23 protein-coding genes and 1 pseudogene are annotated in these 25,123 nt (G+C 63.6%); 6 read left to right on the forward strand and 18 right to left on the reverse strand.

The features are described from left to right. Positions 1-11: 11 nt before the first annotated feature. From mtnN to AC3WR3_RS01010, 3 genes are all read right to left on the reverse strand, one after another. Entirely contained in the window at positions 12-704 is a 693-nt protein-coding gene (gene mtnN, locus AC3WR3_RS01000) for a 5'-methylthioadenosine/S-adenosylhomocysteine nucleosidase (protein WP_043129316.1), read from the reverse strand. 109 nt (positions 705-813) lie between these two features. After that, positions 814-1,572 carry a substrate-binding periplasmic protein gene (locus AC3WR3_RS01005; RefSeq protein WP_492290902.1) on the reverse strand — a complete coding sequence of 253 codons (759 nt, stop codon included), beginning with the start codon at positions 1,570-1,572 and terminating at the stop codon, positions 814-816. A gap of 533 nt (positions 1,573-2,105) precedes the next feature. Further along, a complete protein-coding gene (locus tag AC3WR3_RS01010; RefSeq protein WP_492290903.1) occupies positions 2,106-3,035 on the reverse strand; it encodes a ZIP family metal transporter in 930 nt (309 codons plus the stop codon). Between the two features lie 336 nt (positions 3,036-3,371). Here AC3WR3_RS01010 and AC3WR3_RS01015 point away from each other — a divergent pair, with 336 nt between their 5' ends. Beyond that, the gene (locus AC3WR3_RS01015; protein WP_492290904.1) at positions 3,372-5,003 is read left to right on the forward strand and encodes a methyl-accepting chemotaxis protein; all 1,632 of its coding nucleotides are present in this window, start codon (positions 3,372-3,374) and stop codon (positions 5,001-5,003) included. An 82-nt stretch (positions 5,004-5,085) separates the two neighbouring features. Here the strand turns inward: AC3WR3_RS01015 and gloA are convergent, their stop codons facing one another. The 8 genes from gloA to rsxA form a co-directional block, all read right to left on the reverse strand. Next, on the reverse strand, positions 5,086-5,493 hold the full coding sequence (gene gloA, locus AC3WR3_RS01020) for a lactoylglutathione lyase (protein WP_025326535.1): 408 nt from the start codon (positions 5,491-5,493) through the stop codon (positions 5,086-5,088). A gap of 192 nt (positions 5,494-5,685) precedes the next feature. Continuing rightward, positions 5,686-6,327: an endonuclease III gene (gene nth, locus AC3WR3_RS01025; protein WP_492290905.1), complete on the reverse strand. Its 642-nt coding sequence runs from the start codon at positions 6,325-6,327 to the stop codon at positions 5,686-5,688. 30 nt (positions 6,328-6,357) lie between these two features. Further along, positions 6,358-7,116: an electron transport complex subunit E gene (locus AC3WR3_RS01030; protein ID WP_041205413.1), complete on the reverse strand. Its 759-nt coding sequence runs from the start codon at positions 7,114-7,116 to the stop codon at positions 6,358-6,360. 38 nt (positions 7,117-7,154) lie between these two features. Continuing rightward, a complete protein-coding gene (rsxG, locus tag AC3WR3_RS01035; protein WP_202045131.1) occupies positions 7,155-7,787 on the reverse strand; it encodes an electron transport complex subunit RsxG in 633 nt (210 codons plus the stop codon). Positions 7,788-7,965: 178 nt separating this feature from the next. Continuing rightward, positions 7,966-9,018 carry an electron transport complex subunit RsxD gene (gene rsxD / locus AC3WR3_RS01040; RefSeq protein ID WP_042648615.1) on the reverse strand — a complete coding sequence of 351 codons (1,053 nt, stop codon included), beginning with the start codon at positions 9,016-9,018 and terminating at the stop codon, positions 7,966-7,968. A 3-nt stretch (positions 9,019-9,021) separates the two neighbouring features. Further along, entirely contained in the window at positions 9,022-11,511 is a 2,490-nt protein-coding gene (rsxC, locus tag AC3WR3_RS01045) for an electron transport complex subunit RsxC (protein WP_492290906.1), read from the reverse strand. Between the two features lie 14 nt (positions 11,512-11,525). Beyond that, entirely contained in the window at positions 11,526-12,092 is a 567-nt protein-coding gene (rsxB, locus tag AC3WR3_RS01050) for an electron transport complex subunit RsxB (protein ID WP_265435945.1), read from the reverse strand. A 4-nt stretch (positions 12,093-12,096) separates the two neighbouring features. Further along, positions 12,097-12,678, reverse strand: coding sequence for an electron transport complex subunit RsxA (rsxA, locus tag AC3WR3_RS01055; RefSeq protein WP_005326871.1), 582 nt, complete (start codon positions 12,676-12,678; stop codon positions 12,097-12,099). A 111-nt stretch (positions 12,679-12,789) separates the two neighbouring features. Between rsxA and AC3WR3_RS01060 the strand changes: the two genes are divergently transcribed. After that, positions 12,790-13,677, forward strand: coding sequence for a DMT family transporter (locus tag AC3WR3_RS01060; RefSeq protein ID WP_492290907.1), 888 nt, complete (start codon positions 12,790-12,792; stop codon positions 13,675-13,677). Positions 13,678-13,738: 61 nt separating this feature from the next. Then, positions 13,739-13,936, forward strand: coding sequence for a hypothetical protein (locus AC3WR3_RS01065; RefSeq protein ID WP_139434130.1), 198 nt, complete (start codon positions 13,739-13,741; stop codon positions 13,934-13,936). An 80-nt stretch (positions 13,937-14,016) separates the two neighbouring features. Here AC3WR3_RS01065 and AC3WR3_RS01070 read toward each other — a convergent pair whose 3' ends face one another. The 3 genes and pseudogenes from AC3WR3_RS01070 to AC3WR3_RS01080 form a co-directional block, all read right to left on the reverse strand. Then, positions 14,017-14,460 carry a methyl-accepting chemotaxis protein gene (locus AC3WR3_RS01070; protein WP_492291159.1) on the reverse strand — a complete coding sequence of 148 codons (444 nt, stop codon included), beginning with the start codon at positions 14,458-14,460 and terminating at the stop codon, positions 14,017-14,019. 96 nt (positions 14,461-14,556) lie between these two features. Further along, positions 14,557-15,330 (reverse strand): annotated as a pseudogene (locus AC3WR3_RS01075) (PAS domain-containing protein); the annotation flags it as partial. A gap of 302 nt (positions 15,331-15,632) precedes the next feature. Then, the gene (locus tag AC3WR3_RS01080) at positions 15,633-16,079 is read right to left on the reverse strand and encodes a DUF4124 domain-containing protein (protein WP_492290908.1); all 447 of its coding nucleotides are present in this window, start codon (positions 16,077-16,079) and stop codon (positions 15,633-15,635) included. Between the two features lie 260 nt (positions 16,080-16,339). Here AC3WR3_RS01080 and fabV point away from each other — a divergent pair, with 260 nt between their 5' ends. Together fabV and AC3WR3_RS01090 are read left to right on the forward strand one after the other, a co-directional pair. Next, positions 16,340-17,533, forward strand: coding sequence for an enoyl-ACP reductase FabV (gene fabV / locus AC3WR3_RS01085; protein ID WP_202045139.1), 1,194 nt, complete (start codon positions 16,340-16,342; stop codon positions 17,531-17,533). 162 nt (positions 17,534-17,695) lie between these two features. After that, positions 17,696-19,171 carry a YfcC family protein gene (locus AC3WR3_RS01090; protein ID WP_492290909.1) on the forward strand — a complete coding sequence of 492 codons (1,476 nt, stop codon included), beginning with the start codon at positions 17,696-17,698 and terminating at the stop codon, positions 19,169-19,171. 63 nt (positions 19,172-19,234) lie between these two features. Here AC3WR3_RS01090 and AC3WR3_RS01095 read toward each other — a convergent pair whose 3' ends face one another. Then, on the reverse strand, positions 19,235-20,449 hold the full coding sequence (locus AC3WR3_RS01095; RefSeq protein WP_117403192.1) for a pyridoxal phosphate-dependent aminotransferase: 1,215 nt from the start codon (positions 20,447-20,449) through the stop codon (positions 19,235-19,237). A gap of 359 nt (positions 20,450-20,808) precedes the next feature. On the opposite strand from AC3WR3_RS01095, the gene AC3WR3_RS01100 reads away from it, so the two are divergent. Then, complete coding sequence (locus AC3WR3_RS01100; RefSeq protein ID WP_265435935.1) at positions 20,809-21,018, forward strand: DUF1653 domain-containing protein; 210 nt, start codon at positions 20,809-20,811, stop codon at positions 21,016-21,018. Positions 21,019-21,078: 60 nt separating this feature from the next. Here AC3WR3_RS01100 and AC3WR3_RS01105 read toward each other — a convergent pair whose 3' ends face one another. The 3 genes from AC3WR3_RS01105 to radD form a co-directional block, all read right to left on the reverse strand. Continuing rightward, positions 21,079-21,336, reverse strand: coding sequence for a GrxA family glutaredoxin (locus tag AC3WR3_RS01105; RefSeq protein WP_010674029.1), 258 nt, complete (start codon positions 21,334-21,336; stop codon positions 21,079-21,081). Between the two features lie 407 nt (positions 21,337-21,743). Beyond that, positions 21,744-23,177 carry a D-alanyl-D-alanine carboxypeptidase/D-alanyl-D-alanine endopeptidase gene (gene dacB / locus AC3WR3_RS01110; RefSeq protein ID WP_492290910.1) on the reverse strand — a complete coding sequence of 478 codons (1,434 nt, stop codon included), beginning with the start codon at positions 23,175-23,177 and terminating at the stop codon, positions 21,744-21,746. Positions 23,178-23,269: 92 nt separating this feature from the next. Beyond that, positions 23,270-25,030: a DNA repair helicase RadD gene (gene radD, locus AC3WR3_RS01115; protein WP_492290911.1), complete on the reverse strand. Its 1,761-nt coding sequence runs from the start codon at positions 25,028-25,030 to the stop codon at positions 23,270-23,272. Positions 25,031-25,123 lie beyond the last annotated feature (93 nt).

The raw sequence follows: 25,123 nt of genomic DNA on the forward strand, positions 1-25,123 counted from the left end.
GAGGGTGTCGATCACAGCTTGCCGAGCAGCGCCATGATCACCTCGGCGGAGTGTTGACCCGCCACCTCGATGAAGGCATCGAAGGATTCCACCTGCTCCTTGCCAGCGATGTCGGACATGGCGCGCACCACCAGATAGGGCACCTTGAACATGTGGCATACCTGGCCGATGGCGGCCCCTTCCATCTCGACTGCCAGCATCTGCGGGAAGTCGGCGCGGGCCTTGGCGATGGCGTCCGGCTTGCACATGAACTGATCACCGGTGCAGATGAGGCCGACCTTGGTCTGGTGCTTGCCTTGCTCGGCGATGCAGGCCTGGGCCAGGGCGATGAGCTTGTCATCGCAGGGGAAGGCGGCGGGCTGCTGGGCCATCTGACCCATCTCGTAACCGAAGGCGGTCACGTCCACGTCGTGGAAACGCATCTCGCTGGCGATGACCACGTCCCCGATGTGCAAGTCCTGGGCGAAGCCGCCGGCGGAGCCGGTGTTGATGACGCAGTCGGGGGCGAATTTTTCCAGCAGCAGGCTGGTGGCGACGCTGGCGGCAACCTTGCCGATGCCGGAGCGGGTCAGGATAACCTCTTTACCGGCCAGACGGCCCTGATAGAACTCGCAGCCGCCCAGTTGCAGGGTGGTGGGTTCACTGAGCTGGCTGCGCAGCAGGGCCACTTCCTGCTCCATGGCGCCGATAATACCTACTTTCATCATCTACCTCGTCTCTGTGGCCGCTGGGCCGGAAAAGTTGGCGGGGATGATAACAAAACTTGGCGGTGACGCCGAGCATTCCTGTGGGGCAGCCGGGGCATCTCCTGCGTCAGCGGTAGCGCTCGACCAGGGCGGCCAGTTCGCCGCTCGAGGTCAACTGCTGCAAGGTGTTGGCAAACAGGGTCAGTCGCTCGGGGGCACTGTGGCGGTGAAACAGTATGTAGAAGGGGGTCTCTTCCATCACTGTGGGGAGAATGCGGATCCGCTCCCCCAGCCCATGCTCGCGCAGATCGGATTCAAACCCCGGGGAGCGGTAGTAGACGAAGCGCGCCCGCTTCATCAACAGCTTGTCGTAGTTGGCCTTGCTGCCTATTCCGCCGCTGTCGATGAGGAGGCCGCCGATGGCCTGGAGCCGCGCGATGGCGCCGCTGCCGTGATTGATGAGGATGATCCCCTGCTGACCGAGTGCCCTGACGTCATCCCAGCCCCGGATCTCGACCGGATCGTCGCTGCGCACCGCCAGGTGGTAGCGCACCGTGAAGATGGCGGGTTGCAGGTAGACGAACTGGCTGCGGCGCTCCGGGCTGTCTCCCACGCCGCAGATGAAATCCAGCTGGCCGTGCCGCACCTTCTTCTCCAGGCGTTTGAGGGGCAGGGAGGCCTGATCTCCCGCGATGCGCAGGGTCGGCTCCCGAGCCTCCATGCGCCGAAACAGATCGACGCAGATCCCGCCGATCTTCCCTCCCGCCAGGGTCAGGTACTTGGGGGCCGAATCGGCTTGTGCCGCCGTGTGGTAAACCTCGGTGGCACCGATGGCCCCACGGGCTGGGGCAAGCAGGCAAAGCAGCAGAGCCATCCGAAAGATCATCTCATGCAGGGTCTCGATAGGGGCGACGCTAACCCATCATCAGCCGGATCAGGAACGCAAGGAACTAGACATTAGGCTATTTATCAGCGTGTTATCAACCCAAGGCCGTATCTTGCGTCATCATCAGTGCAAGCCGGTTATCAGCCCCGGGTGGTGATGGGTCTGGTGACCGTGGTGATGGGATTGGAGTCCACTGCGTGGAAGCCCCGAGGTTGCATCCTGTCCCGGCCTCTTGCACCCATATCAACCCAAGGCCGTGTCCTGCGTCATCATCAGGGCAAGCCGGCCATCAGCCCCAGGTGGAGATGGGTCTGATGGCCGTAGCGACTGGTTCGGGGATCGCAGCCTGGGAAAAGACGGCTTGCATCCTGCCCCCGTCTCTCAAGCCCATATCAACCCAAGGCCGTATCCAGCGTCATCATCAGGGCAAAGCCGGCCATCAGGCCAAGGGTGGCGTGGGTCTGGTGGCCGTTGCGGTGGGTCTCGGGGATCACCAGAAGGGTTGCATCCTGCCCCGGCCTCTTGCGCCCATATCAACCCAAGGCCGTATCCAGCGTCATCATCAGGGCAAAGCCGGCCATCAGGCCAAGGGTGGCGTGAGTCTGGTGGCCGTTGCGGTGGGTTTCAGGGATCACCTCGTGGGAGACCACGAACAACATGGCGCCTGCCGCGAGCCCGAGACCTATGGGGTAGGCGATGGCCATGCCGCTGGCGAGCCCGACCCCGAGCAGGGCGCCGAGCGGTTCCAGCAGGCCGCTGCCGATGGCCACTATGACGGCGACCGAGGGACGAAAGCCGGCGGCGCACATGGCGAGCGCCACCGCCAGCCCCTCGGGGATGTCTTGCAGGGCGATGGCGGTAGTGAGCGGCAGCCCCACCGCCATGTCCCCCTGGGAGAAGCTGACCCCGATGGCCATGCCTTCCGGCAGGTTGTGCAGGGCGATGGCAAACACGAACAGCCAGACCCGGGAGCAGCTCTCGTGGCCGGGGCCGCAGGGGCCTGTCTTGTCGTGCTCGTGGGGGGTGAACTGATCCAGCCCCAGCATCAGCAAGACCCCGAGGGTCATGCCGGCCACCACCACGGCGGCGGCGAGAAAACCGTCACCTGTGATCCCCTCGGCCGCCTCCAGCCCCGGCAGCAGCAGGGAGAAGGCGCTGGCCGCCAGCATCATGCCGGCGGCAAAGCCTAGCATGGCGTCTTCCACCCGCTGGGGAACAGATCGCAGGAACAGGGCGGGCAGGGCGCCCAGCGCCGTGGCGGCAAACCCGGCGACGCCGCCGATAAGGCCATAACGCACTCCGGGGCTGATGTCACCGGCCGCCAGCAGGATGAGGCTCTGCAACAGGAGCAGCAGCACGGCGGCCAGGGCGAGCAGCAGTCCCAGGGCGATGAGGGGGCGCTCCTGTATCTGCTCGCGCAGTTGGACTGACCAGGAGGGGCTGAGGGTCGACGCATTATCCATGGGGCCTCGGGGGATTGTGGTTGGGAGAGACGAGAGGGCCATTACATAACCTGGCCTCCCGTTTGTCCATGATGGCGGGACGATTGGGGCAATCGGCTCAAGTTTGTGGTCATCCGGTCGCTCTTGTATCCCGGGCACATGCCAAACGACATGGCCCTGTACAACACGAGAGGGATGAGCGAGGGCGGCAGCTGTGATAGGGTGCGCGCCTGCGAACGCTCTTCCCCGCTTGTTCGTGTTGTTTCATTTTCCCGTCAGGAGTCTCGGGTCACCGTTTACACGGATGTGATCGCCACAGTGCACCTGCTTATCAGCAGTCGAGGATCACCAGTCAACATGTCTTACAAGAACCTCTCCATCGGCAAGAAGATTGCCGTGGTCTTTGCGGTTATCGCCGCCATCAACGTGATATTCGGTCTTTTTCTCGCCAGCGAACTGCGCGGAGTACGGGATCGGGTACTCAATTTCACCGACTCCACCCTGCCGAGCGTGATCTCGGTAGAGAACCTGCTCTACGACGTCTCCTATGTGCGCCGCGCCCAGTTTGCCCTGCTGATGGTCGAGGACGCCGCCGATGTGCAGGCCCGTCGCGGCCGCATCCAGGAGAGCGTGGCCAAGGTGGAGCGCGCCCTTAGCGCCTATGAGGCCACCGTCGGGGCCGAGCATGAGCGCCAGGTGTTCAACCGGGCCAAGCAGCAGTGGCTGCACTACCTGAGCGCGGTCAACCGGGTCGACAGCCTGCTGGTGCAGGGGCTCAAGGAGCAGGCCAGGGACGCGCTGTTCCAGTCCAACGGGAGCTACACCGAGCTGGAGCAGGGGGTCAATGCCCTGGTGGACGTGAACCTCGGCTTCGTCAAGGAGAACCGCGGCAGCCTGCTTGGCAGCGTCAACATGGTGACGACCTTCGCCACTGTGAGCATCGGCGCCCTGCTGCTGTTCATGGGGGTGATGACCTGGTTCCTCACGCGCCAGATCTGCCTGCCGTTGCAGGCCGTGGTCGCCCAGGCGAATGCCATCGCGCAGGGGAACTTGACCCACAGGCTGGATCGCCAGCACATAGGGCAGGATGAGCTGGGCATGCTGGCCAGTGCCTCCCTCAAGATGCAGGACAACCTGCGCGGTCTCATCGAGGAGGTGGTCGCCGCCGTGACCCAGCTGGGGGCCGCCATCGAGGAGGTGAGCGCCGTCTCCGAGCAGTCGGCCCAGGGGATCCAGAGCCAGCAGCAGGAGATCTCCCTGGTGGCGACCGCCATGGCCCAGATGAAGGCGACGGTGGCCGATGTGGCGGGCAACACCGAGGTCGCCTCGGAGTCCGCCAGCTCGGCCAATGCCCTGGCCCGTCGCGGCAATCAGGATGTGCAGGGCGCCCTGGTGGCCATCACCCGGGTTGCCGAGGAGATGGAGCAGGCGGGCACCCTGGTGGCGGAGCTGGAGCGTGAATCGGCCCAGATCAACCTGGTGGTAGACGTCATTCGCGGCATCGCCGATCAGACCAACCTGCTGGCGCTCAATGCCGCCATAGAGGCGGCCCGGGCCGGCGAGCAGGGGCGCGGCTTCGCGGTGGTGGCCGATGAGGTGCGCACCCTGGCGGGCCGTACCCAGGCCTCGACCGGCGAGATCGTCGCCATCATCGAAACCCTGCAGGCCCGTGCCAACCAGGCGAAGGCGGTGACCAGCCAGAGCTGCGAGATGATCCGCCAGTGCGTGAGCCAGAGCGAGCAGACCAGCTCGGGGATCCAGCAGATCGAGGAGGCGGTCGGCCAGATTGCCGACATGGCAATCCAGATCGCCAGCGCCTGCGGCGAGCAGGATGCGGTCTCCGACGAGCTGGGCCGCAACGTGGCGCGGATCAACGAGTCTTCCAACGAGGTGGCGACCGGTGCCGATCACACCGCCCGCGCCTGCCTGGAGCTGAGCCAGCTGGCGGCGAGCCTGCGCCAGACCATAGGCCGCTTCCGTCTAGCCTGATGGTGGGCGGCTGGCAGAGTAGCAACAAAAACGGGGCCCCAGGGCCCCGTTTGCTATGTCACCGCGAGGGTGCCGGTCTGGCTCAGACGCCGAGGCCGGTTCCCGTGTCTTTCTTGGCGATCAGCTCAATCTTGTAACCGTCCGGGTCTTCCACGAAGGCGATGACAGTGGTGCCACCCTTGACCGGGCCCGGCTCGCGGGTGATCTTGGCGCCGGCGGCGCGTAGGGCGTCGCAGGTGCCATAGATGTCGTCCGCTTCCAGGGCGATGTGGCCGTAGGCGGAGCCCAGCTCGTACTCGCTCACGCCCCAGTTGTAGGTGAGTTCGATGACGGCCTCGTCCTTCTCGTCACCGTAACCGACGAAGGCCAGGGTGTACTTGTATTCGCTGTTCTCACTCTTGCGCAGCAGTGTCATGCCCAGCACGCGGGTGTAGAAGTCGATGGAGCGTTGCAGGTCGCCGACGCGCAGCATGGTATGCAGAATTCTCATTGCTCAATTCTCCGGGTTGGTGATTGGTACTGCTTTCAATCTAGGTCTTGAGGTCGGGCAGTGAACGGACAGGAGGTCGTTCAGCTCTGCGGGTAGACCTTTCTTTGTATTCGCACAACTCTTCGAGGATACAGGAGCCACGGCCATAGAAGTGTGCGAGCAAGGCGGGTGGCTGTGGCGGCACCCCATTGCTCAGCTCTCCGGGTAGACCTTTTCTTTGTACTCGCACAGGTCTTCGATGATACAGGAGCCGCAGCGTGGCTTGCGCGCCAGACAGGTGTAGCGCCCGTGCAGGATGAGCCAGTGGTGCACATCCAGCTTGAACTCGGCGGGCACCACCTTCAGCAGCTTCTCCTCCACCTGATCCACGTTCTTGCCCACCGCGAAGCCGGTGCGATTCGACACCCGGAAGATATGGGTATCGACCGCTATGGTGGGCCAGCCGAAGGCGGTGTTGAGCACCACGTTGGCGGTCTTGCGGCCCACCCCCGGCAGGGCTTCCAGTGCCTCGCGGTTTTCCGGTACCTCGCCGCCGTGGCGCTCCAGCAGGATGGCGCAGGTCTTGATGACGTTCTCGGCCTTGGTGTTGAACAGGCCTATGGTCTTGATGTACTCCTTCACGCCGTCCACCCCGAGCACCAGCATGGCGGCCGGGGTATTGGCCACCGGATAGAGCTTGTCGGTGGCCTTGTTGACGCTGACATCGGTTGCCTGGGCCGACAGCAGCACGGCGATCAGCAGCTCGAACGGCGAGCTGAAGTTGAGTTCGGTGGTGGGGTGCGGGTTGTTCTCCCGCAGCCGCTCCAGTATCTCTCTGCGTTTTTGGTTATTCATCGCGTCTCATGTCTGTCTTGGTGCCAGCCCTCAGAGCTGGGTGGTGCGGGCACCGGCTGCGGGCAGGCTGCAGTGGGCCTTGTCGGCACGCTGTTTGCGGCCCATCCAGTCGTTGATGGCGTTCTTGCCGGCGATGAGCAGCCCCAGGCCGATGAAGCCCCCCGGCGGCAAAATGGCCAGCAGCAGGCTGGCATCGGCGTGGAACAGCTCGATGCGCAGGGACCTGGCCCAGTCACCCAGCAGCAGATCGGCACCGTCGAACAGGGTACCCATGCCGATGATCTCACGCAGGCCCCCCAGCAACAGCAGCACCAGGGTGAAGCCCAGCCCCATCATGAAGCCGTCGATGGCCGCCAGCAGGGGCGGGTTCTTGGAGGCATAGGCCTCGGCCCGGCCTATGATGACGCAGTTGGTGACGATGAGGGCTATGAAGATGCCGAGCGCCTGATAGAGGCCATAGGTGTAGGCGTTCATCAACAGCTGCACGCTGGTCACCAGGGCCGCGATGATCATCACGTAGACCGGGATGCGGATGTCCTTGGGCACCCAGTTGCGCACCAGGGAGACGGCCAGGTTGGAGCAGACCAGTACCACCATGGTCGCAAGACCCAGCCCCAGGGCATTGGTAAAGGTGGAGGAGACCGCCAGGGTCGGGCAGAGCCCCAGCACCTGCACCAGGGAGGGGTTGTTCTTCCACAGCCCCTGCAGCATCAGCTCCTTGAGCTCTTCGCGGCGGCTGTTGCCCTCATCGGCCGGGCTCTGGCCGTCAATCACATCAACTTGTTCCATTGCTTGTTCCGTTGTATGCGCCATACGGGGCTCCACTGTCAGGGGGTGGCGTCACAGGAGGGGGCCTGTTGCAGCAGCTCAGGGTGCTCCTGTTGCAGCAGCAGCAGATTCTTCACCGCCTTGACCACGGCGCGGGGGGTGATGGTGGCGCCGGTGAAGGCGTCAAATTCGCCGCCATCCTTCTTCACCGCCCAGCTTGCCGCGTTCTCCTTGGTGAGGAACTTGCCGACGAAGCTCTCTATCCAGCTCGATTTTTTCAGCTCGATCTTGTCGCCAAGACCCGGGGTCTCCTTGTGGGCCAGCACCCGCACCGCGCTGATGGCGCCGCTGGCATCTGTGCCGACCACCATGCGAATGGCCCCACTGTAGCCGTCGGGGGCCACGGTTTCCAGCGCATAGCCGGTGTGCTCCCCCTTGAGGGTCGCGGTGTAGAGCGGCATGGGCTGATCGCTGCCCAGGTACTCGCGGCTGGTGACCAGCCTGCAGCTGGCCACCAGATCGTTGTCATAGCTCCCCGCCGGCAGCAGGGCCTCCAGGGTGCGCAGCTTCTCCAGCTGTTGCTGGTGGGCGATGCGATCCCGGGTCAGCTCGTTGGTCAGCACCACCATGGCGGTGCAGCCGAGGGCGAACAGGGCCAGGGTGACGCCGTTTTTGCGCATGCTCTTTAACATGGGAAGGCTCCTGAGAGTGAGATGTGCGCGATGATCATTTGCGGCGATCCCCACAGACCTTGGAACGAGTCAGGCTGTCGATGGGAGTGGCTACGCAGAGGCTGGCTCATTTGCGGCGATCCCCATAGACCTTGGGACGGGTCAGGCTGTCGATGGGAGTGGTTACGCAGAGGCTGGCTCATTTGCGGCGATCCCCATAGACCTTGGGACGAGTCAGGCTGTCGATGAGCGGCACGCAGAGGTTGGCGAGCAACACGGCGAAGGCGAAGGCGTCCGGGTAGCCGCCGAAGCGGCGGATGAGGTAGACCAGCACGCCGATCAGCACGCCGTAGATGAGGCGCCCCCTGGCCGTGGTGCTGGCGCTCACCGGATCGGTGGCGATGAAGAAGGCCCCCAGCATGGTGGCGCCGCTGAACAGGTGCAGCATGGGGGTGGCGGTAGCGTCCGGCGTGGCCAGATAACCCAGGGTGGCAGAGAGCAGCAGGGCCCCCAGCACGGCGGTGGGAATGCGCCAGTTGATCACCTTCTGCTGCAACAGGAAGAGGCCACCCAGCAGGTAGCCGAGATTGACCCAGCTCCAGCCAATCCCGCCCCAACCCTCGAACACGGCGTGAGTCATCACTTCGCTGGCGGTGAGCCCCTGGGTCAGGCCCGTCTTCAGGGTGTCGAGGGGAGTGGCCATGGTCAGGCCATCCACCCCCTGCTTGAGCTGTGCCAGGCTGTAGCCGTCCAGGCTGAAGCCGGTGAAGATCACCGAGACGGCGTCCCCAAAGTCGACCCCATAGGCGGCGATGCTGGAGGGGGGCAGCCAGCTGGTCATCTGGACCGGGAAGGAGACCAGCAGCAGCACATAGGCCACCATGGCCGGGTTGAACAGGTTCTGACCGAGCCCGCCATAGAGGTGCTTGGCGATGATGATGGCAAAGGCGGTGCCCAGCACCAGCATCCACCAGGGCAGCAGGGGGGGCAGGGAGAGGCCGATCAGCACGGCGGTGAGGGCCGCGCTGCCATCCAGCAGGGCCGGTTTGACAGGGCGGCCGCGCAGGCGCAGGACCAGGGCCTCGCAGCCCAGGGCCGTCACCAGGGCCAGCAGGATCTGGATCAGGGTCCCCCAGCCGAAGAACCAGGTCTGGGCCAGGAAGCCGGGCAGACAGGCCAGGATCACCAGCAGCATCAGGGTCTGGGTCTGTCTGCGGTTATGGGCGAAGGGCGCACTCGCGAGATTGAACATGGATCAGTGGCTCTTGTCGGTCGAAGGGGAAGGGGTATGCGCCGCGGCGTCGGCCGCCAGCTTCTTGGCCTTGGCGCGGGCGATGGCAGCGGCGATGGCCGCCTTCTTGGGGTCGACCTCGGCAGCGGGCTCAGCCACCGGCTCCCCCGGGGCGGCCTGCGTGCCGCTCACGGCGTCCCTTGAGGGGACGGGGGCGTCGGGCGCGACCTCGGCGGCGGCCGCCAGTTTCTTGGCCTTGGCGCGGGCGATGGCAGCGGCAATGGCCGCCTTCTTGGGATCGACCTCGGCAGTGGGCTCGGCCACCGGCTCGCCCGAAGTGGCAGCCGTGTTGCTGGCCTCGTCGCCGGCAGTCTGGGCCACTTTTTTGGCCTTGGCGCGGGCGATGGCGGCGATGGCCGCCTTCTTGGGATCGACCTCGGCAGTGGGCTCGGCCACCGGCTCGTCCGAAGTGGCAGCCGTGTTGCTGGCCTCGTCACCGGCAGCCTGGGCAGCCTTCTTGGCCTTGGCGCGGGCGATGGCAGCGGCGATGGCCGCCTTCTTGGGATCGGCCTCGGCAGCGGGCTCGGCCACCGGCTCGCCCGGGGCGGCAGCCGTGTTGCTGGTTTCGTCACTGGCAGCCTGGGCTGCCTTCTTGGCCTTGGCGCGGGCCAGGGCGGCGGCAATGGCCGCCTTCTTGGGGTCGACCTCGGCAGCGGGCTCGGCCACCGGCTCACCCGGAGCGGCAGCCGTGTTGCTGGTCTCATCACCGGCAGCCTGGGCAGCCTTCTTGGCCTTGGCGCGAGCCAGGGCGGCGGCAATGGCGGCCTTCTTGGGATCGGCTTCGGCAACGACAGCCGTGCCAGCATCATCCGGCTGTGCGGTCTCGACCGCCTTGGCGGCGCGGCGCGCCAGCGCCTCCTGCTTGCGCGCCTCGCGGGCGGCCATCATGGCGGCGTTGTCCGGCGGAGTCTCTGCGCTGGCGGCATCTTGCTTGGCCTTGAGGCGGGCCAGGGCGGCGGCGACGGGATCATCCCCCCCGGCTGCGGCCATGGCCTGGCGACGCTGGGCGGCGGCCTCGGCGTGGCGAGCCTCCCGCGCGGCCTTGTCCCGCTCGAAGCGGGCCTGCTTGGCCTCGAAGCGCTGCTTGGCGCGCTCTGCCTTCTCGTGCTCGGCACGGACCTCGCGGATGTCATCCTTGGCAATCTTGTAGTACTGCACCAGGGGGATCTCGCTCGGGCAGACCCAGGCACAGGCCCCGCACTCTATGCAGTCGAACAGGTTGAGCTTCTCGGCCTTGTCATACTCCTTGACCCGGCTGTACCAGTAAAGCTCCTGGGGCAGCAGGTTGGCGGGGCAGGCGTCGGCACAGGCACTGCAACGGATGCAGGCCTGTTCGGGGCCGGGGGGAGGCAGCTCGGCGCGGGTGGGGGAGAGCAGGCAGTTGGTGGCCTTGACCACGGGCACCATGGCATGGGGCAGGGTGAAGCCCATCATGGGGCCCCCCATGATGACCCGCTGATCCGCCTCCGGTTGCAGTTCGAAACGCTGCAGCAGCCAGCGCACCGGGGTGCCGAGGCGCACCCAGGCATTGCCGGGCTTTTTGAAGGCGTCGCCGGTGAGGGTGACGATGCGCGAGATGAGCGGCTCGCCGTCGATGATGGCGCGCTTGATGGCGAACACGGTGGCGACGTTGAGCACCATGATGCCCATGTCGACCGCTCGGCCTCCCTTGGGTACCTGGCGCCCGGTGAGCAGCTCTATGGTCTGCTTGGCACCGCCGGAGGGGTACTTGGTCGGCACCGACTTGACCAGCACATCCTCGTCTGTGGCGTGGGCGGTCAGGGCGTCGATGGCCGCCGGCTTGTTGTCTTCCACCCCGATCAGGGTCAGCTTGGGCTTGAGCAGGTGCTTGAGCACCCGGATGCCGTCCATGATCTCGTCGGCATACTCCTGCATCAGGCGATCGTCTGTGGTGATGTAGGGTTCACACTCCAGGCCGTTGACGATCAGGATCTCGGTGAGCTGGCCGCGGCCATCGAGCTTGCTGTGGGTCGGGAAGACGGCGCCACCGAGCCCAGCGACGCCCGCCTGCTGGATGCGCTCGAGCAGTTCGCCCCGCTCCAGATTCCAGTAATCGGGTTGGGGGTTGCGCTCACCCCAGGCATCCTCCCCGTCCGGAGTCAGGATGACGCAGAGATCGTTCAGGCCCGAGGGGTGCGCCACCGTGTGTTGCTCGATGGCGGTGATGGTGCCCGAGGTGGAGGCGTGCACCGGCACTATGCGACCCTTGTCATGACGGGTCAGCGGTTGGCCTTTCTTGACCCTGTCACCCACCCGTACCAGCAGTTCGCCGGCCGGGCCCGCGTGCTGGCGCACCGGTATGATGAGCTGGGGGGGGAGACCCGCGTCCACGACGGGGGTCAGGCTGGACTGGTGCTTGTTCTCGGGAGGATGAATGCCACCGTGAAAATCCCAGAGGGTGCCGGCTTTGATGCGTTCTAGCAGATGCTGCATGGTTACTCCGCTGTTTATTCCACTATCTTGACCGGAATGGCGACCTTGGCCAGATCCCATTTCCAGTTGTCGACCGTGGTCGGCACCGGGATCATCTCGATACAGTCGGTCGGGCAGGGGTCGACGCAGAGATCGCACCCCGTGCACTCGGCCGCGATGACGGTGTGCATCGCCTTGGTGGCGCCGAGGATGGCATCGACCGGGCAGGCCTGGATGCACTTGGTGCAACCTATGCACATGTCCTCGTGAATGAAGGCGACCTTCTTGACGGGGACGGCCGCTTCGTCGCCACCGTCCAGCGCCTGGGGCTCGACCCCCATCAGATCCGCTATCTTGCGCATGGTGGCATCGCCACCGGGCACGCACTTGTTGATCTTGTCGCCGTTGGCCAGGGCCTCGGCGTAGGGCTTGCAGCCCGGATAGCCGCACTGGCCGCACTGGGTCTGGGGCAGCAGGGCATCGAGCTGGTCGACGATGGGGTCGGCCTGCACATGAAACTTGACGGCGGCATAGCCCAGAATGATGCCGAAGGCCAGGGCCAGCAGGGCCAGCACCAGGATGGCAAAGAGTATGTGAGTCATAGCGCTATATCTTGATGAGGCCGGTAAAGCCCATGAAGGCCAGGGACATCAGGCCGGCGGTGACCATGGCGATGGAGACGCCGCGAAAGGGGGCCGGCACGTCGGCGGCCACCAGACGCTCACGCATGGCGGCAAACAGGATCAGCACCAGCGAGAAACCGCAGGCAGCCCCGAAGCCGTAGATGATGCTCTGGATGAAGTTGTGACGCTCGTTGATGCTCAGCAGCGCGACGCCCAGCACGGCGCAGTTGGTGGTGATGAGGGGCAGGAAGATGCCGAGCAGGCGATAGAGGGTCGGGCTGCTCTTGCGGATCACCATCTCGGTGAACTGCACCACCACGGCGATCACCAGGATGAAGCCCAGGGTGCGCAGATAGGCGATGTCCAGCGGGATCAGGATATAGTGCTCCATCAGATAGGAGCAGGCGCTGGCGAGCGTCATCACGAAGGTGGTGGCCAGTCCCATGCCGATGGCGGTTTCCAGCTTGCCGGAGACGCCCATGAAGGGGCAGAGGCCGAGAAACTTCACCAGCACGAAGTTGTTGATCAGCACGGTACTGACCAGTAAAAGCAGGTACTCAGTCATTGACGATGGGTTTTCCGGTGTGAAGGCGGCAGTATTATCTGATGTTAGGTGCCTTTAGACAACCGCAAGGCCGTATGGTTATTATTCGGGGGCCCAATTCATGGAGGCATTGTGCGCCCGTTACCCATACTGACCCTCACCCTGGCCATGCTGCTCTGGTCCAGCTCCTTTATCGCCCTCAAACATGTGCTGGAGGTCTGGTCCTTCGGTCAGGTGCTGTTTATGCGCATGGCGGTGGCCTCCTGTTGCTGGCTGCTCTGCTACCGCCAGCTTGGCCGGTTCAGCTACCAGAAGGGAGATTGGCGCTGGCTGGCCCTGATGGGCGCCCTGGAACCCTGCCTCTATTTTCTGCTGGAGGTCAACGCCCTGCGCTACACCAGTGCCGGGCAGGCGGGCATGGTCTGTGCGCTGCTGCCCCTGATGGTGGCCTTCGTGCTGCTGAGGGAGCGGGTGAGCCGCCGCCAGCTGCTGGGTTTTGCCATCGCCATCTGCGGCATCGCCCTGCTGGGGCTGGCCGAGGGGGCGGATGAATTCGCCCCCAACGCCCTGCTCGGCAACAGTCTGGAGATGGGGGCCATGCTCTGCGCCGCCACCTACTCGGTGGTGTTCAAGAAGCTCTCCAGCCGCTACGGCGTGCTGACCCTGACCGCCCTGCAGGCCTTCGTCGGCACCCTCTTCTTTGCCCCCTTCGCCTTCAGTGCCCCCTGGCCCGCGGAATGGGACTGGCAGGACATGGGGGTCATCCTCTTCCTCGGCGCCTTCGTGACCCTTGGGGCCTACCTGCTCTACAACTGGTCGGTCACTCAGGTAAAGGTGACCCTGGCGGCCGCCTATGTGAACCTCATCCCGGTCTTTACCCTGCTGCTCGCCTATCTGCTGCTGGGGGAGACGCTGGGTGTCCTGCAATGGGTTGCCTGCGCCGCCGTGCTGGCCGGCATCGGGGTCGGTCAGTTGCCCGCGGGCAAAAACCGGGTGCGCAGCGCCGCCGCCCAGAGTTGACTTTCCCCCGATCGGCTACAGTCTGGACAGGGACCTATGCTGGCCATGAAGGAGCCACACCATGAGCGACATGAAGTTGCTGGCCGAGGCCAAGACCTTGTTGAGCCACCACCCTTTTACCCTGGCCGATGCCAGAGCCCTGGAGGCCCTGGAGGAAGCGGCGGTGGGGGAGGAGGGGCTCTGCATCGCCGAGTTGTGGGAGCTGGCCCTGGGTCAGGCCGACGAGGAGGCGAGGCACTATCTGCAGGGAGGGGATTGACGCCTCTTAGCGTGTCTTGGATGAGCAAAAAACAACGCGGGGCCTGGCCCCGCGTTGTTTTTGGATGGTGCACCCCGGGCTCAGATGGAGAGGCTCTTGACGGTGTCCGAGACCGAGTTCGCGTCCTCGATGATCTCCTTGATGACGTCGGCGATGATGTTGGCCTGATCCTGCCCCGCCATCGCCTTGCCTGAGACGACGGAGACGGTCTGGGTGATCTTGGAGGTGATGTCGGAGTTGTGCTTGATGACGGAGACGATCTCGTTGGTGGAGGTCGAGGTTCTGGCCGCCAGCTGCCTCACCTCGTCGGCGACCACCGCAAACCCCCGGCCCTGCTCGCCGGCCCTGGCTGCCTCTATGGCGGCATTGAGGGCCAGCAGGTTGGTCTGATCCGCGATGCCGCTGATGGTGGAGATGATGGACTCTATGCTCTTGGATTGCTGATTGAGCAGATCTATCTGCTTGCTCACCTCGTTGACCGAGGTGTTGATGTGGGAGGAGGTCTCCAGCACCTTGTCGATCACCTCGCGCCCCTTGGCGGCACTGGCGACGGTTTCGCTGGCGATGGCGCAGGCTTTTTGGGCCGCCTCCCGGGTGGAGATGGATTTTTCGACCCGCTCCGTGATGTCGCTCGCCAGCTTGATGATTTTGACCACCTTGCCCTCGTGGTTGAAGATGGGATTGTAGGTCGCCTCCAGCCAGATCTTCTCCCCGCGGTGACCGAGGCGCATGAAGAGCCCGGACTTGATGTCCCCCGAGCCGAGATCGCGCCAGAAGTTGGGGTTTTTCTGGTAGAACTCGGGGTCGCAGAACTGGCGGTGGTGTTTGCCGACCACCTCCTCCAGCCGGTAGCCGAAGCAGTGGAGGAAGTTCTGGTTGGCGGTGATGACAGTGCCATCCGGCTGGAAGTCGATCACCGCCAGCGACTTGTCGAGCGCCGCCAGCAGGGCCTGGGTACGCTCGAGGGAAGACTGCTGCTGGGTCACGTCCGAGGCGACCTTGGCGACGCGTGCCACCTTGCCATCGATCATGATGGGGAAATAGGTGGCCTCCAGCCAGACAGCCTTGCCCGATTTCGACTGGCGGATGAAACGGCCGTTGCGGGAGATGCCGCCGCGCAGATCCTGCCACAGGCTCTCGTAATCACGGGTCTTGACGTCCTCCGGGAAGCAGAGCGCACTGTGGTGCTTGCCCATCACCTCCTCCCGTTGAAAGCCCACGATTTTCAGAAAGAGATCGTTGACGAAGGTGACCGTGCCGGCCGGAGTGAACTGGATGAAAGGCACCTGTGACTGGATGGCCTGCTCGAAAGCCCCCAGCTCCGCCATCTTCACCACCTGTTCACTCGCTTCCTTGCTTGCTTTGTGATTCCAGAACATACGGAGCTCCTCCATGAGACCCTTGAATGACAGACCGACAGTAATCTGAGTGAATTAACAATAACATTGCTGCTTGATGAACCTTAATCGACTCCGCATCGACTTTTTGAATATTTATTTTCAATCCCGATTTATATTCCCTCGGCACAGGGTGTCGGATGGCATCGTCCACATGCCGGCCACGGGGCACTGCCGGGCGAGTTGATAGTGGCATGAAGGCGGCGCCATTGGCACTGAGGGTGGTGTGACCCTTTGGTGTCGGTGTGCGGGCAGTGGTCATCCCGTGGAAAACGGGCCCGTGCACCGGGCAGGGGGGGTTATTTTGACTGCTGGAGGGTGTTTATCTTCTTGTTCAGCGCCTCCATCTCGTTCTGGTATTGGCGCGCCACGCCCTGCATCCCGGGAGAGCGTACTCTGTCCTCAAGATCGCTTGTCTCGGTCGTCGCCCTCTGGTCATTGCGCTCACCGGCTATCTCAGGGGTTATCTTCTGATCCCTGGCGCCCATCCCGGTGCGCAGGGCCTCGAGCTGGCGTTGCTTCCGACCGCTGGCCAGGTTCTCCTCTATATCCCGGGTTCGCTTGTTCGCCCGCTCGACCTCCTCGGGCGAGGGGGTGAAGATGTTCATCCGCACCGGCTCGCTGTCACCGGTGCAGGGAATGTCGCTGAAGGTGATGTTGCCGTTGACGGTGCATTTGTAGACCTCGGCAGAGAGCGGGGTGGCCGCCACCAGCAGGGCGAGGCAGATGACCAGGGTGCGTGACATAGACTCCTCCTTGAATCCTCCCCTTGCACACTAGTACATGGTGCCGGGTCAGACAATCGCCCCGGACACCCGCAATGAAAGCGAGGGGGGGGCCGTGCCGCCCTGTCCTCATTTCCTGCACGCAGGGTGCCCGGTTGCCGTGCCAAACGGCGGGATGTTGGCCGGTTTTCCCGGCAGTTCAACACATCAGAGCACCATAGCGGGCCACAATGAGGTATCTTATGCCCCGATTTCATCCATTTAACGGATCCGAGACCCCTATGATTATCAAACCCAAGGTTCGCGGTTTTATCTGCACCACCACTCACCCGGTCGGTTGTGAAGCCAATGTTCGTCGCCAGATCGCTTACACCCAGGCCAAGGGCACCATCGAGAATGGTCCCAAGAAGGTACTGGTGATCGGCGCCTCCACCGGTTATGGTCTGGCCTCCCGGATTGCCACTGCCTTCGGTAGCGGCGCCGCCACCATTGGCGTCTTCTTCGAAAAGCCGAGCTCCGAGACCAAGACGGGCTCCGCCGGCTGGTACAACTCCGCCGCGTTCGACAAGGCCGCCAAAGAGGCGGGCCTCTACGCCAAGAGCGTCAACGGCGATGCCTTCTCCCACGAGTGCCGTGCCAAGGTGATCGAGCTCATCAAGCAGGATCTGGGTCAAATCGATCTGGTTGTCTACTCCCTGGCCTCCCCGGTGCGCAAGATGCCGGACACCGGCGAAGTGGTGCGCTCCGCCCTCAAGCCCATCGGCGAGGTCTACACCTCCACCGCCATCGACACCAACAAGGATCAGATCATCACCGCCACCGTCGAGCCGGCGAACGAGGAAGAGATCCAGAGCACCATCACCGTCATGGGCGGTCAGGACTGGGAGCTGTGGATGGCTGCCCTGCGTGATGCGGGCGTGCTGGCCGACGGCGCCAAGTCCGTGGCCTACTCCTACATCGGCACCGATCTGACCTGGCCCATCTACTGGCACGGTACCCTGGGCCGCGCCAAGGAAGATCTGGACCGCGCCGCCGCCGCCATCCGTGGCGATCTGGCCGCCAAGGGCGGCACCGCCCACGTGGCCGTGCTCAAATCCGTGGTGACCCAGGCCTCTTCAGCCATTCCGGTGATGCCGCTCTATATCTCCATGGCGTTCAAGATCATGAAGGAGAAGGGCATTCACGAGGGCTGCATGGAGCAGGTGGATCGCATGCTGCGCACCCGTCTCTATGGCGAGGAGCTGGCACTGGACGAGCAGGCCCGCATCCGCATGGATGACTGGGAGCTGCGTGAAGACGTGCAGCAGACCTGCCGCGATCTCTGGCCCTCCATCACCACCGAGAACCTCTGTGAGCTCACCGACTACGCCGGCTACAAGCAGGAGTTCCTGCGCCTGTTCGGTTTCGGTCTGGACGAGGTGGATTACGATGCGGATGTGAATCCGGACGTGACATTCGATGTGGTCGAGCTCTGAGCCTGACCATGTGACGACAGGGCCCTGCGGGGCCCTGTTTTTTTGCCGCTCATTCAAGCTGTTGCCGCAGGTTTATTATCCGCGATCACCTTTTTCCCCGACCAAACCCGCTAGTCTTGCGCTGTTTGGATCACATGACGGCATTGCCGAGGAACGGAAGCCATGACCACATCAACCGAGGCGCCCAAGAAGCGCCAACTCCCCACCGTTTATACCCTGCTTTTCATCATCATCGCCCTGATGGCGGCCCTCACCTGGGTGTTGCCGGCGGGCAAGTACAACTACCTGACGGCCAAGACCCAGCAGCCGATTGCGGCGGCCGCCGTGGCCGACTACAGCGGCGACGAGCGGTTGTTGCCGGTGCCCGGCAGCTACACAGAGCTGCCCGCCCACCCGCAGGGGGTGTTCGAGGTGCTCAAGGCGCCGATCCAGGGCTTTCACAAGGCGGCCGACGTGGCGCTCTTCGTGCTCATCATCGGTGGCTTTCTGGCGGTGACCATGCAGAGCGGGGCGCTCGATGCAGGGGTCGGGGCCATAGTGCGCGCCTTCGCCGGGCGCGAGCGGCTGCTGATCCCCGTGCTGATCGCGCTCTTTGCCCTTGGCGGCTCCACCTTCGGCATGGCGGAGGAGACGGTGGCCTTCTGGGCGCTCATCGTGCCGGTGATGATGGCCGCAGGCTTCGATCGCATGGTGGCGGCGGGGATAATCTTGCTCGGCTCCGGGGTCGGGGTGCTGGCCTCCACCGTCAACCCCTTTGCCACTGGCATCGCCTCCGGTTTTGCCGGCATTCCCATCGGTGAGGGGATTGGTCTTAGGGTTGTGCAGTGGCTGCTGCTGGTGATCTTCGCCTCCTGGTTCGTGATGCGCTACGCCAAACAGGTGCAGCAGGACAAGTCCCGCTCCGTGCTGGCCGACATCGTCTATGACGACGAGTTCTCCCAGATGAAGAGCGGCAACCTCGCCTTCAGCGGCAAGCAGAAGCTCACCATGCTGGTCTTCTTCGGCACCTTCCTGCTGATGATCTATGCGGTGGTGCCCTGGTCCGATCTGGGCATCGATCTGCTGCCCACCCTTGGCTGGTGGTTTGACGAGCTCTCCACCCTGTTCTTCAGCGCCTCCATCCTGATTGCGCTGATCAACCGGATGCCCGAATCCAACTATGTGGCGACCTTCCTCAATGGCGCGCGGGATCTCATCGGGGTGGCCCTGGTGGTGGCGGTGGCGCGGGGCATCTATGTGGTGATGGAGCAGGGGGTCATCATCGACACCATTCTGCACTGGGCCGAAGGGCTGGTGACCGGACTCTCCTCGTCGGTCTTCATCCTGATGGCCTATCTGGTGCACATCATCCTGAGCTTCTTCATTCCCTCCACCTCGGGGCTGGCGACCGTCTCCATGCCGCTGATGGGACCGCTGGCGGACTTCTCCGGTATCTCGCGGGATCTGGTGATCACCGCCTATCAGTCCGCCTCCGGCTGGATCAACCTGTTCGCCCCCACCGCCGCCCACCTGGTGGCGGGGCTGGCGCTCGCCAGGATCCCCTACGATCGCTTCGTGCGCTGGGTGCTGCCCTTCATCCTGGGCGTCGCTCTCATCACCATGGGGGTGCTGGTGGCCGGGGCCCTGCTCCACGGCTGATGGCACGGATAAAAACGACAGATAACAAAAGGCTCCCGAGGGAGCCTTTTTCATGGGCGGAGCTTACTGCTTGTAGCCCTTGAGGAAGCGGGCGAGGCGGCCGATGGCCTCTTCCAGCTCCTCTTCCCGGGGCAGGAACACCAGGCGGAAGTGATCCGGTGCGGGCCAGTTGAAGCCGGTGCCCTGCACCAGCAGCAGCTTCTCCTGCTGCAGCAGATCGAACACCATCTTCTGGTCGTCGCGGATGTCGTACACCTTGGGATCCAGGCGCGGGAACATGTAGAGCGCCCCCTTGGGCTTGACGCAGGAGACCCCGGGGATCTCGTTCAAAAGCTCCCAGGCCTTGTCCCGCTGGCGGCGCAGGCGGCCGCCCGGCAGGATCAGCTCGTTGATGCTCTGATAGCCACCAAGCGCAGTCTGGATGGCGTGCTGCATGGGCACGTTGGCACACAGGCGCATGGAGGCCAGCATCTCCAGCCCCTCGATGTAGCCCTTGGCACGGCCCTTGGGCCCGGTTATGACCATCCAGCCCTGGCGGAAGCCGCAGGCGCGGTAGGCCTTGGAGAGGCCGTTGAAGGTCACCACCATGACGTCGTCGCACAGGGTGCAGACGCTGGTGTGGGAGATGTCGTCGTAGAGGATCTTGTCGTAGATCTCGTCGGCGAAGATGATGAGGTTGTGCTGGCGGGCGATCTCGATCACCTCCAGCAGGAACTCGCTGCCATAGACGGCGCCGGTCGGGTTGTTCGGGTTGATCAGCACCAGGCCGCGGGTGCGCGGGGTGATGCGGGCGCGGATGTCGTCCAGATCCGGATACCAGTCGGCCCCTTCATCGCAGCGGTAGTGCACCGCATGGCCACCGGAGAGGGTGACGGCGGCGGTCCAGAGCGGGTAGTCGGGGGAGGGCACCAGCATCTCGTCGCCGTTGTTGAGCAGCGCCTGCATCGCCATCACGATGAGCTCGCTCGCGCCGTTGCCGATGTAGATGTCATCGATGTCGACCTTGCGCATCCCCTTTTGCTGGTAGTACTGCATCACCGCCTTGCGGGCCGAGAAGAGCCCCTTGGAGTCGCAGTAGCCCTGGCTCTGGGGCATGTTGAGGATCACATCCTTGATGATCTCCTCCGGCGCATCGAAGCCGAACGGGGCCGGGTTGCCGATGTTGAGCTTGATGATGCGGTGGCCTTCGTCCTCGAGACGGCGGGCCTCTTTATGCACCGGGCCGCGAATGTCATAGCAGACATCGTCGAGCTTGTGCGACTTGTCGATAGTGAACATGGTGAGCGTGATTCCTTCCCCTGGGGGCGCGTTGGCAGAAAAGCTGTTTTTAGTATCAAATTTCTCTACCCCTATTCTTCACAGAATTGAATGCTAGAACAATCTAATTTATGGAATAAATCCCTGATATTTACCCCTGAAACAGGGTTGCCAGTCTGTTAAATTCAGCAGGATCGTTTGCCTCTCTCGCGAGAGACTAGTGAAAGATGAGGGGGAGGTTCATAAAGCAGCAAGAGTGTATTGAATTATCCACCCCATCTGGCACGATTGGCTGGGGTAAAAATCTGCTCCAACCCCTGCTGCCGGCCAAGGGCGCGCGCAGCCCAGGGCGTCCTTTCATCCTGTCGTCGAGGATCTTCATGCACGCACCCGCCACCGGTCGCTACCGCCACTTCAAGGGGGGTTACTATCAAGTGCTCGCCCTGGCCCTGCACACCGAAACCCAGGAACAGCTGGTTATCTACCAATCCGAGCAGGATGGACAGGTCTATGCCCGTCCGGTCGCCATGTTCATGGAGTGGATTGAGCATCAGGGGCAGGTGGTGAGCCGCTTCACGCCAGTGGCATGAGCCTGGTAAAGCGACATGAAAAAAGGCGCCTGAGGCGCCTTTTGCATTGATGAATCTGTCTTACAGACCCAGATTGGCTCTGGCATAGGCTTCGAAATCGGTGCAGCCACCGATGTGCTGCTCGTCCAGGAAGATCTGCGGCACCGTGGTGACGGGCTTGCCAGCCTTGGCGGCTAGATCGTCCTTGGTGAGCCCGGCGACGTTGATGTCCACATAGCGGAACTCGAAGTCATCGCGCTCCTCGGTCAGCTGCTCGGCAATCTGCTTGGCACGAACGCAATAGGGGCAACCCGGGCGACCAAAAATTTCTACAAACATCTTTTCTCTCCGTTAGATAAGGCCGTTGAGACGAGGCTGGCGACAGCATAGCCTCGGCTCCTGCCCAGTCAAAGCTGAAAATACCGATACGCCCATTCGCCGTGCTCGATTGCCCGGGAGATCTACCCGGCCATCTGTTCGAGCTGCCTCAGATAGAGGTTTCCCGGACATCCCTTTACTGTTCGGCGATCTGGATGGGCTGCTGCTGATAGATGCTCTCCAGCACACCCTTTTCGAAGACGGTCCAGGGTGATGGGGCAGCCTTGCTGGCAAGGCCACCCATATTGTTTATCACTGCTCGGCGATCTGGATGGGCTGCTGTTGATAGATGCTCTCCAGCACACCTTTTTCGAAGACGGTCCAGGGTGATGGGGCAGCCTTGCTGGCAAGGCCGCCCATATTGTTTATCACTGCTCGGCGATCTGGATGGGTTGCTGTTGATAGATGCTCTCCAGCACCCCCTTCTCGAACACTGTCCATGGCCAGGCGGCCTTGCTGGCGCGGTAGCGCTCGTGGGTGGCCGGATCCTGGGAGAGGCCGCGCTGGAACATCACGAAGGCCTTGCGCTGACCACCGGCGGTGTCGATGAAGCCAGCCAGGTTCGAGGTGCCGGTGATGGTGCCCGTCTTGGCGTGCACCTTGTTCTTCATCATGGGGGCAGTGACACTGCGTCGCCAGGCCAGGGTGCCGTCCACCTGGGAGCTCGGCAGCAGCTTGATGAAGTCGAGCTGGGCGTCGTTCTTCTGGATGAAGTTCAGCACCGACAGCATCTGGCGAGCGCTGATGAGATTGTGGGCGGAGAGACCGGAGCCGTCGGCCAGGGTGGCGTTGCCGAGATCGATGCCGTTCTTGGTCAGGATGGCGCGCACCGCCATGGTGCCGCTGCGATAGCTGCCCGGCTTGTTGTAGTAGTGACGGCCCACGGTTTTGAGGAAGGTGTCGGCGTAGAGGTTGTCGGATTTCTTCAGCATCTTGGAGAGCATCACCGGCAGGGAGACCGAGTAGTGGGTGGCCAGGGTCTCGGCGCCAACCGGTGTCTTGTGGGTGACCCGCAGCAGGCCGTCGTGGCTGATGCCGGCGCGGTTCATGGCCCAGCGGATGTTGTCCCAGCCCCAGGCTTCCACGTCGTGGATGGCGAAGCGCAGGCCCTGCGGCTCCTTGTTCGGGGTGATGCAGCCCTTGAGCTCGTAGAAGTTGCCCTTGGCCATGTCCACTTCCAGGGCGCAGAACTGACGCGCCATGTCGCCATAGCTCATCACCTCCACATTGTCGGCACCTATGCCGATGGGGACGCCGGTGGCGACGTTGCCCACCGCAGGCCTGCCAATCTGGGTGGCGGTGATGGTGCCGTAGGCGCAGTTCTTGTCGATGATGACGGAGGAGACGGGGGCCGCGAAGCAGAGGGTCTGATCCCCCCAGGACCAGCCGTTGCCGCGCTCATAGCCGTTGTAGGCGCCGGTGTTGACATAGACATTGCCCTGAATGCGGGTGACCCCGAGCTGCTTGAACAGGGCCACCAGATCCATCCGCGACAATGTGGGGTCGCCGACGAAGTTGATCCAGATGTCGCCGTTGATGGTGTTTCCCTGCCTGGCGCCAGCCTGGGCCTGGATGTCGGTGGCGAAACGGAAGTCGGCGCCGAGCTCGAGGCGGGCGGCCAGGGCGGTCAGCACCTTCATGGTGGAGGCGGGGGCTATCATGTCGTCGGCGTGACGGGCAAACTCCACCCCGTTGTTGCCCTGGACTATGATGGCGTACTGGCCCCCCTTGGGCGGGGTCAGCGGGGTGGCCTGGGTCACCAGGGAAAAGAGAGCACAAAAACCAATCAACAACCGCTGCATAAGATCCTCTAACTGAACGAAGGGCGCCGGCAGTGCGATGCGCCCCTGATAATCAAACCTGGTGTCTGTCATTTGCCCGCCAGACGGCGTGGCTAGGCAAAGGCGTTGGCAGTCCGGTACCGCCCTTCATAATCAAAAATTTTCTCCTTCACCTGCCAGAAACGCCCCGACTTGCGGGCGATGACGAAATCCGGGTGACGGAACTGGCTTTCTGCCGCCAGCACGCTCGCCATGGTGGTGAATTCGGGCTCCAGGCCCGGGGCGGGCCAATGATGACGCACAAAGCGTTGTTGAAACAAGCGCCGCGCACCGCTGGTGTGAAAGGCGAAGTACTCCGTCAGGGTGAGACCGTCCTCATCGTGATAGGTCACCTCCAGCCGCTCCCCCTGTTTGCCGCGCCCGGCACTCAGGGTCAGCCCCGCGCAGCGGATCACCATGCAGTCCTTGAGATTGAGCGCCTCCTTGAGCTTGTCGTCAGGATCTACCAGCAGCTGATCGCAGCTCTGGCAGCGGCGGGCGGCGATGTCGTTTTCGGCGCCGCAACCGGGACAGATCTTGGCGCGAAAGCGATAGTCGCACTCCTCGCGGTGGCCCTCGTCATCTTCAAACAACCCCTGACAGCGGCGGCCGTAGTGCTCTATCACCTTGCCATCCTCGTCCGTCTTGCCCCAGAAGGTGTTGGCAAAACCGCAGGCGGGGCAGGGCACCTGCACCGGCTCCGTGCCGGCGTGGGGGCGAGGCTCTCCCACCTCGGGGGCAAACAGGTTGAAATTGTTGCCGGCATAGTCGAGCACCAGGCAATCCTCCTTGCCCGGCGAGAGCCGCAGGCCCCGGCCGACGATCTGTTGATAGAGGGACACCGACTCTGTCGGCCGCAGCATCACGATGAGATCCACGTGGGGGGCATCGAAGCCCGTGGTGAGCACCGCCACGTTGACCAGAAACTTGATCTCCCGCCCCTTGAAGGCGTTGATGAGGGCATCGCGCTCCGGCCCCGGCGTCTCGCCGGTGACGAGGGCCGCGCTCTGGGATTTGGCGAGCAGCAGTCCTTGAATTTCCCGGGCGTGCTCGACGGTGGCGGCGAAGATCATCACCCCCTGGCGCTCGGCCGCATATTCCAGCACCTGGTTCAGGATATGGGGGGTGACCCGCTGCTGGCGCTTGAGCTCGCCGTTGAGATCCGCCTCGCTGAAAAGGCCGTTCTCCCGCGCTACCAGCTTGCTGAAGTCGTAATGGACTATGGGGGCATCGATCATGCGCGGCGGCGTCAGGTAGCCGTTTTTCACCATGAAGCGCAGGGGCAGCTCGAACACGCAGTCACCGAACAGCCGCTCCCCGTGGCTCTTCACCATGCCGTGGTAGTGGCGTCGGTAGATCCAGCCCAGCCCCAGCCGATAAGGCGTGGCGGTGAGGCCGAGGATCTTGAGGGCGGGATTGGCGGCCTTGAGGTGCTCGATCACCTGATGGTACTGGCTGTCGTCATCGAGCGAGACCCGGTGACACTCGTCGATGATGAGCAGCGAGAAGGCGCCGTCGAAGGCATCCAGATTGCGCGCCACCGACTGCACCGAGCCGAACACCACCTGGGCGCTCGCCTCCTTGCGTGCGAGCCCGGCGGCAAAGATGTCGGCCTTGAGCCCCCAGGCCTCGTACTTGGCGTGGTTCTGCTCCACCAGCTCCTTGACATGGGCCAGCACCAGCACCCGGCCACGGGCCTTGCGGGCCAGCTCGGCGATCACCAGACTCTTGCCCGCCCCTGTGGGCAGCACCACCACGGCGGGATCCGGGTGTTTGCGAAAGTGGCTGATCACGGCGTTGACGGCGTCGGTTTGATAGGGTCTGAGAACGAACATGAGGGTGTGGCGTGTGGACATGGTGCGGCGCAGGATGGCGCCATTATAGGGATCTTGGGGCCACAAAAACAGCGGGCCGGCATGATGCCGGCC

Source organism: Aeromonas sp. EU05-FHT14A05 (assembly GCF_058791175.1).

Bases quoted from the DNA above. Each gene is read 5' to 3' on its own strand.
- mtnN (WP_043129316.1), bottom strand. From the start codon at position 704: ATGAAAGTAGGTATTATCGGCGCCATGGAGCAGGAAGTGGCCCTGCTG.
- AC3WR3_RS01005 (WP_492290902.1), bottom strand. From the start codon at position 1,572: ATGATCTTTCGGATGGCTCTGCTGCTTTGCCTGCTTGCCCCAGCCCGT.
- AC3WR3_RS01010 (WP_492290903.1), bottom strand. From the start codon at position 3,035: ATGGATAATGCGTCGACCCTCAGCCCCTCCTGGTCAGTCCAACTGCGC.
- AC3WR3_RS01015 (WP_492290904.1), top strand. From the start codon at position 3,372: ATGTCTTACAAGAACCTCTCCATCGGCAAGAAGATTGCCGTGGTCTTT.
- gloA (WP_025326535.1), bottom strand. From the start codon at position 5,493: ATGAGAATTCTGCATACCATGCTGCGCGTCGGCGACCTGCAACGCTCC.
- nth (WP_492290905.1), bottom strand. From the start codon at position 6,327: ATGAATAACCAAAAACGCAGAGAGATACTGGAGCGGCTGCGGGAGAAC.
- AC3WR3_RS01030 (WP_041205413.1), bottom strand. From the start codon at position 7,116: ATGGAACAAGTTGATGTGATTGACGGCCAGAGCCCGGCCGATGAGGGC.
- rsxG (WP_202045131.1), bottom strand. From the start codon at position 7,787: ATGTTAAAGAGCATGCGCAAAAACGGCGTCACCCTGGCCCTGTTCGCC.
- rsxD (WP_042648615.1), bottom strand. From the start codon at position 9,018: ATGTTCAATCTCGCGAGTGCGCCCTTCGCCCATAACCGCAGACAGACC.
- rsxC (WP_492290906.1), bottom strand. From the start codon at position 11,511: ATGCAGCATCTGCTAGAACGCATCAAAGCCGGCACCCTCTGGGATTTT.
- rsxB (WP_265435945.1), bottom strand. From the start codon at position 12,092: ATGACTCACATACTCTTTGCCATCCTGGTGCTGGCCCTGCTGGCCCTG.
- rsxA (WP_005326871.1), bottom strand. From the start codon at position 12,678: ATGACTGAGTACCTGCTTTTACTGGTCAGTACCGTGCTGATCAACAAC.
- AC3WR3_RS01065 (WP_139434130.1), top strand. From the start codon at position 13,739: ATGAGCGACATGAAGTTGCTGGCCGAGGCCAAGACCTTGTTGAGCCAC.
- AC3WR3_RS01080 (WP_492290908.1), bottom strand. From the start codon at position 16,079: ATGTCACGCACCCTGGTCATCTGCCTCGCCCTGCTGGTGGCGGCCACC.
- fabV (WP_202045139.1), top strand. From the start codon at position 16,340: ATGATTATCAAACCCAAGGTTCGCGGTTTTATCTGCACCACCACTCAC.
- AC3WR3_RS01090 (WP_492290909.1), top strand. From the start codon at position 17,696: ATGACCACATCAACCGAGGCGCCCAAGAAGCGCCAACTCCCCACCGTT.
- AC3WR3_RS01095 (WP_117403192.1), bottom strand. From the start codon at position 20,449: ATGTTCACTATCGACAAGTCGCACAAGCTCGACGATGTCTGCTATGAC.
- AC3WR3_RS01100 (WP_265435935.1), top strand. From the start codon at position 20,809: ATGCACGCACCCGCCACCGGTCGCTACCGCCACTTCAAGGGGGGTTAC.
- AC3WR3_RS01105 (WP_010674029.1), bottom strand. From the start codon at position 21,336: ATGTTTGTAGAAATTTTTGGTCGCCCGGGTTGCCCCTATTGCGTTCGT.
- dacB (WP_492290910.1), bottom strand. From the start codon at position 23,177: ATGCAGCGGTTGTTGATTGGTTTTTGTGCTCTCTTTTCCCTGGTGACC.
- radD (WP_492290911.1), bottom strand. From the start codon at position 25,030: ATGTTCGTTCTCAGACCCTATCAAACCGACGCCGTCAACGCCGTGATC.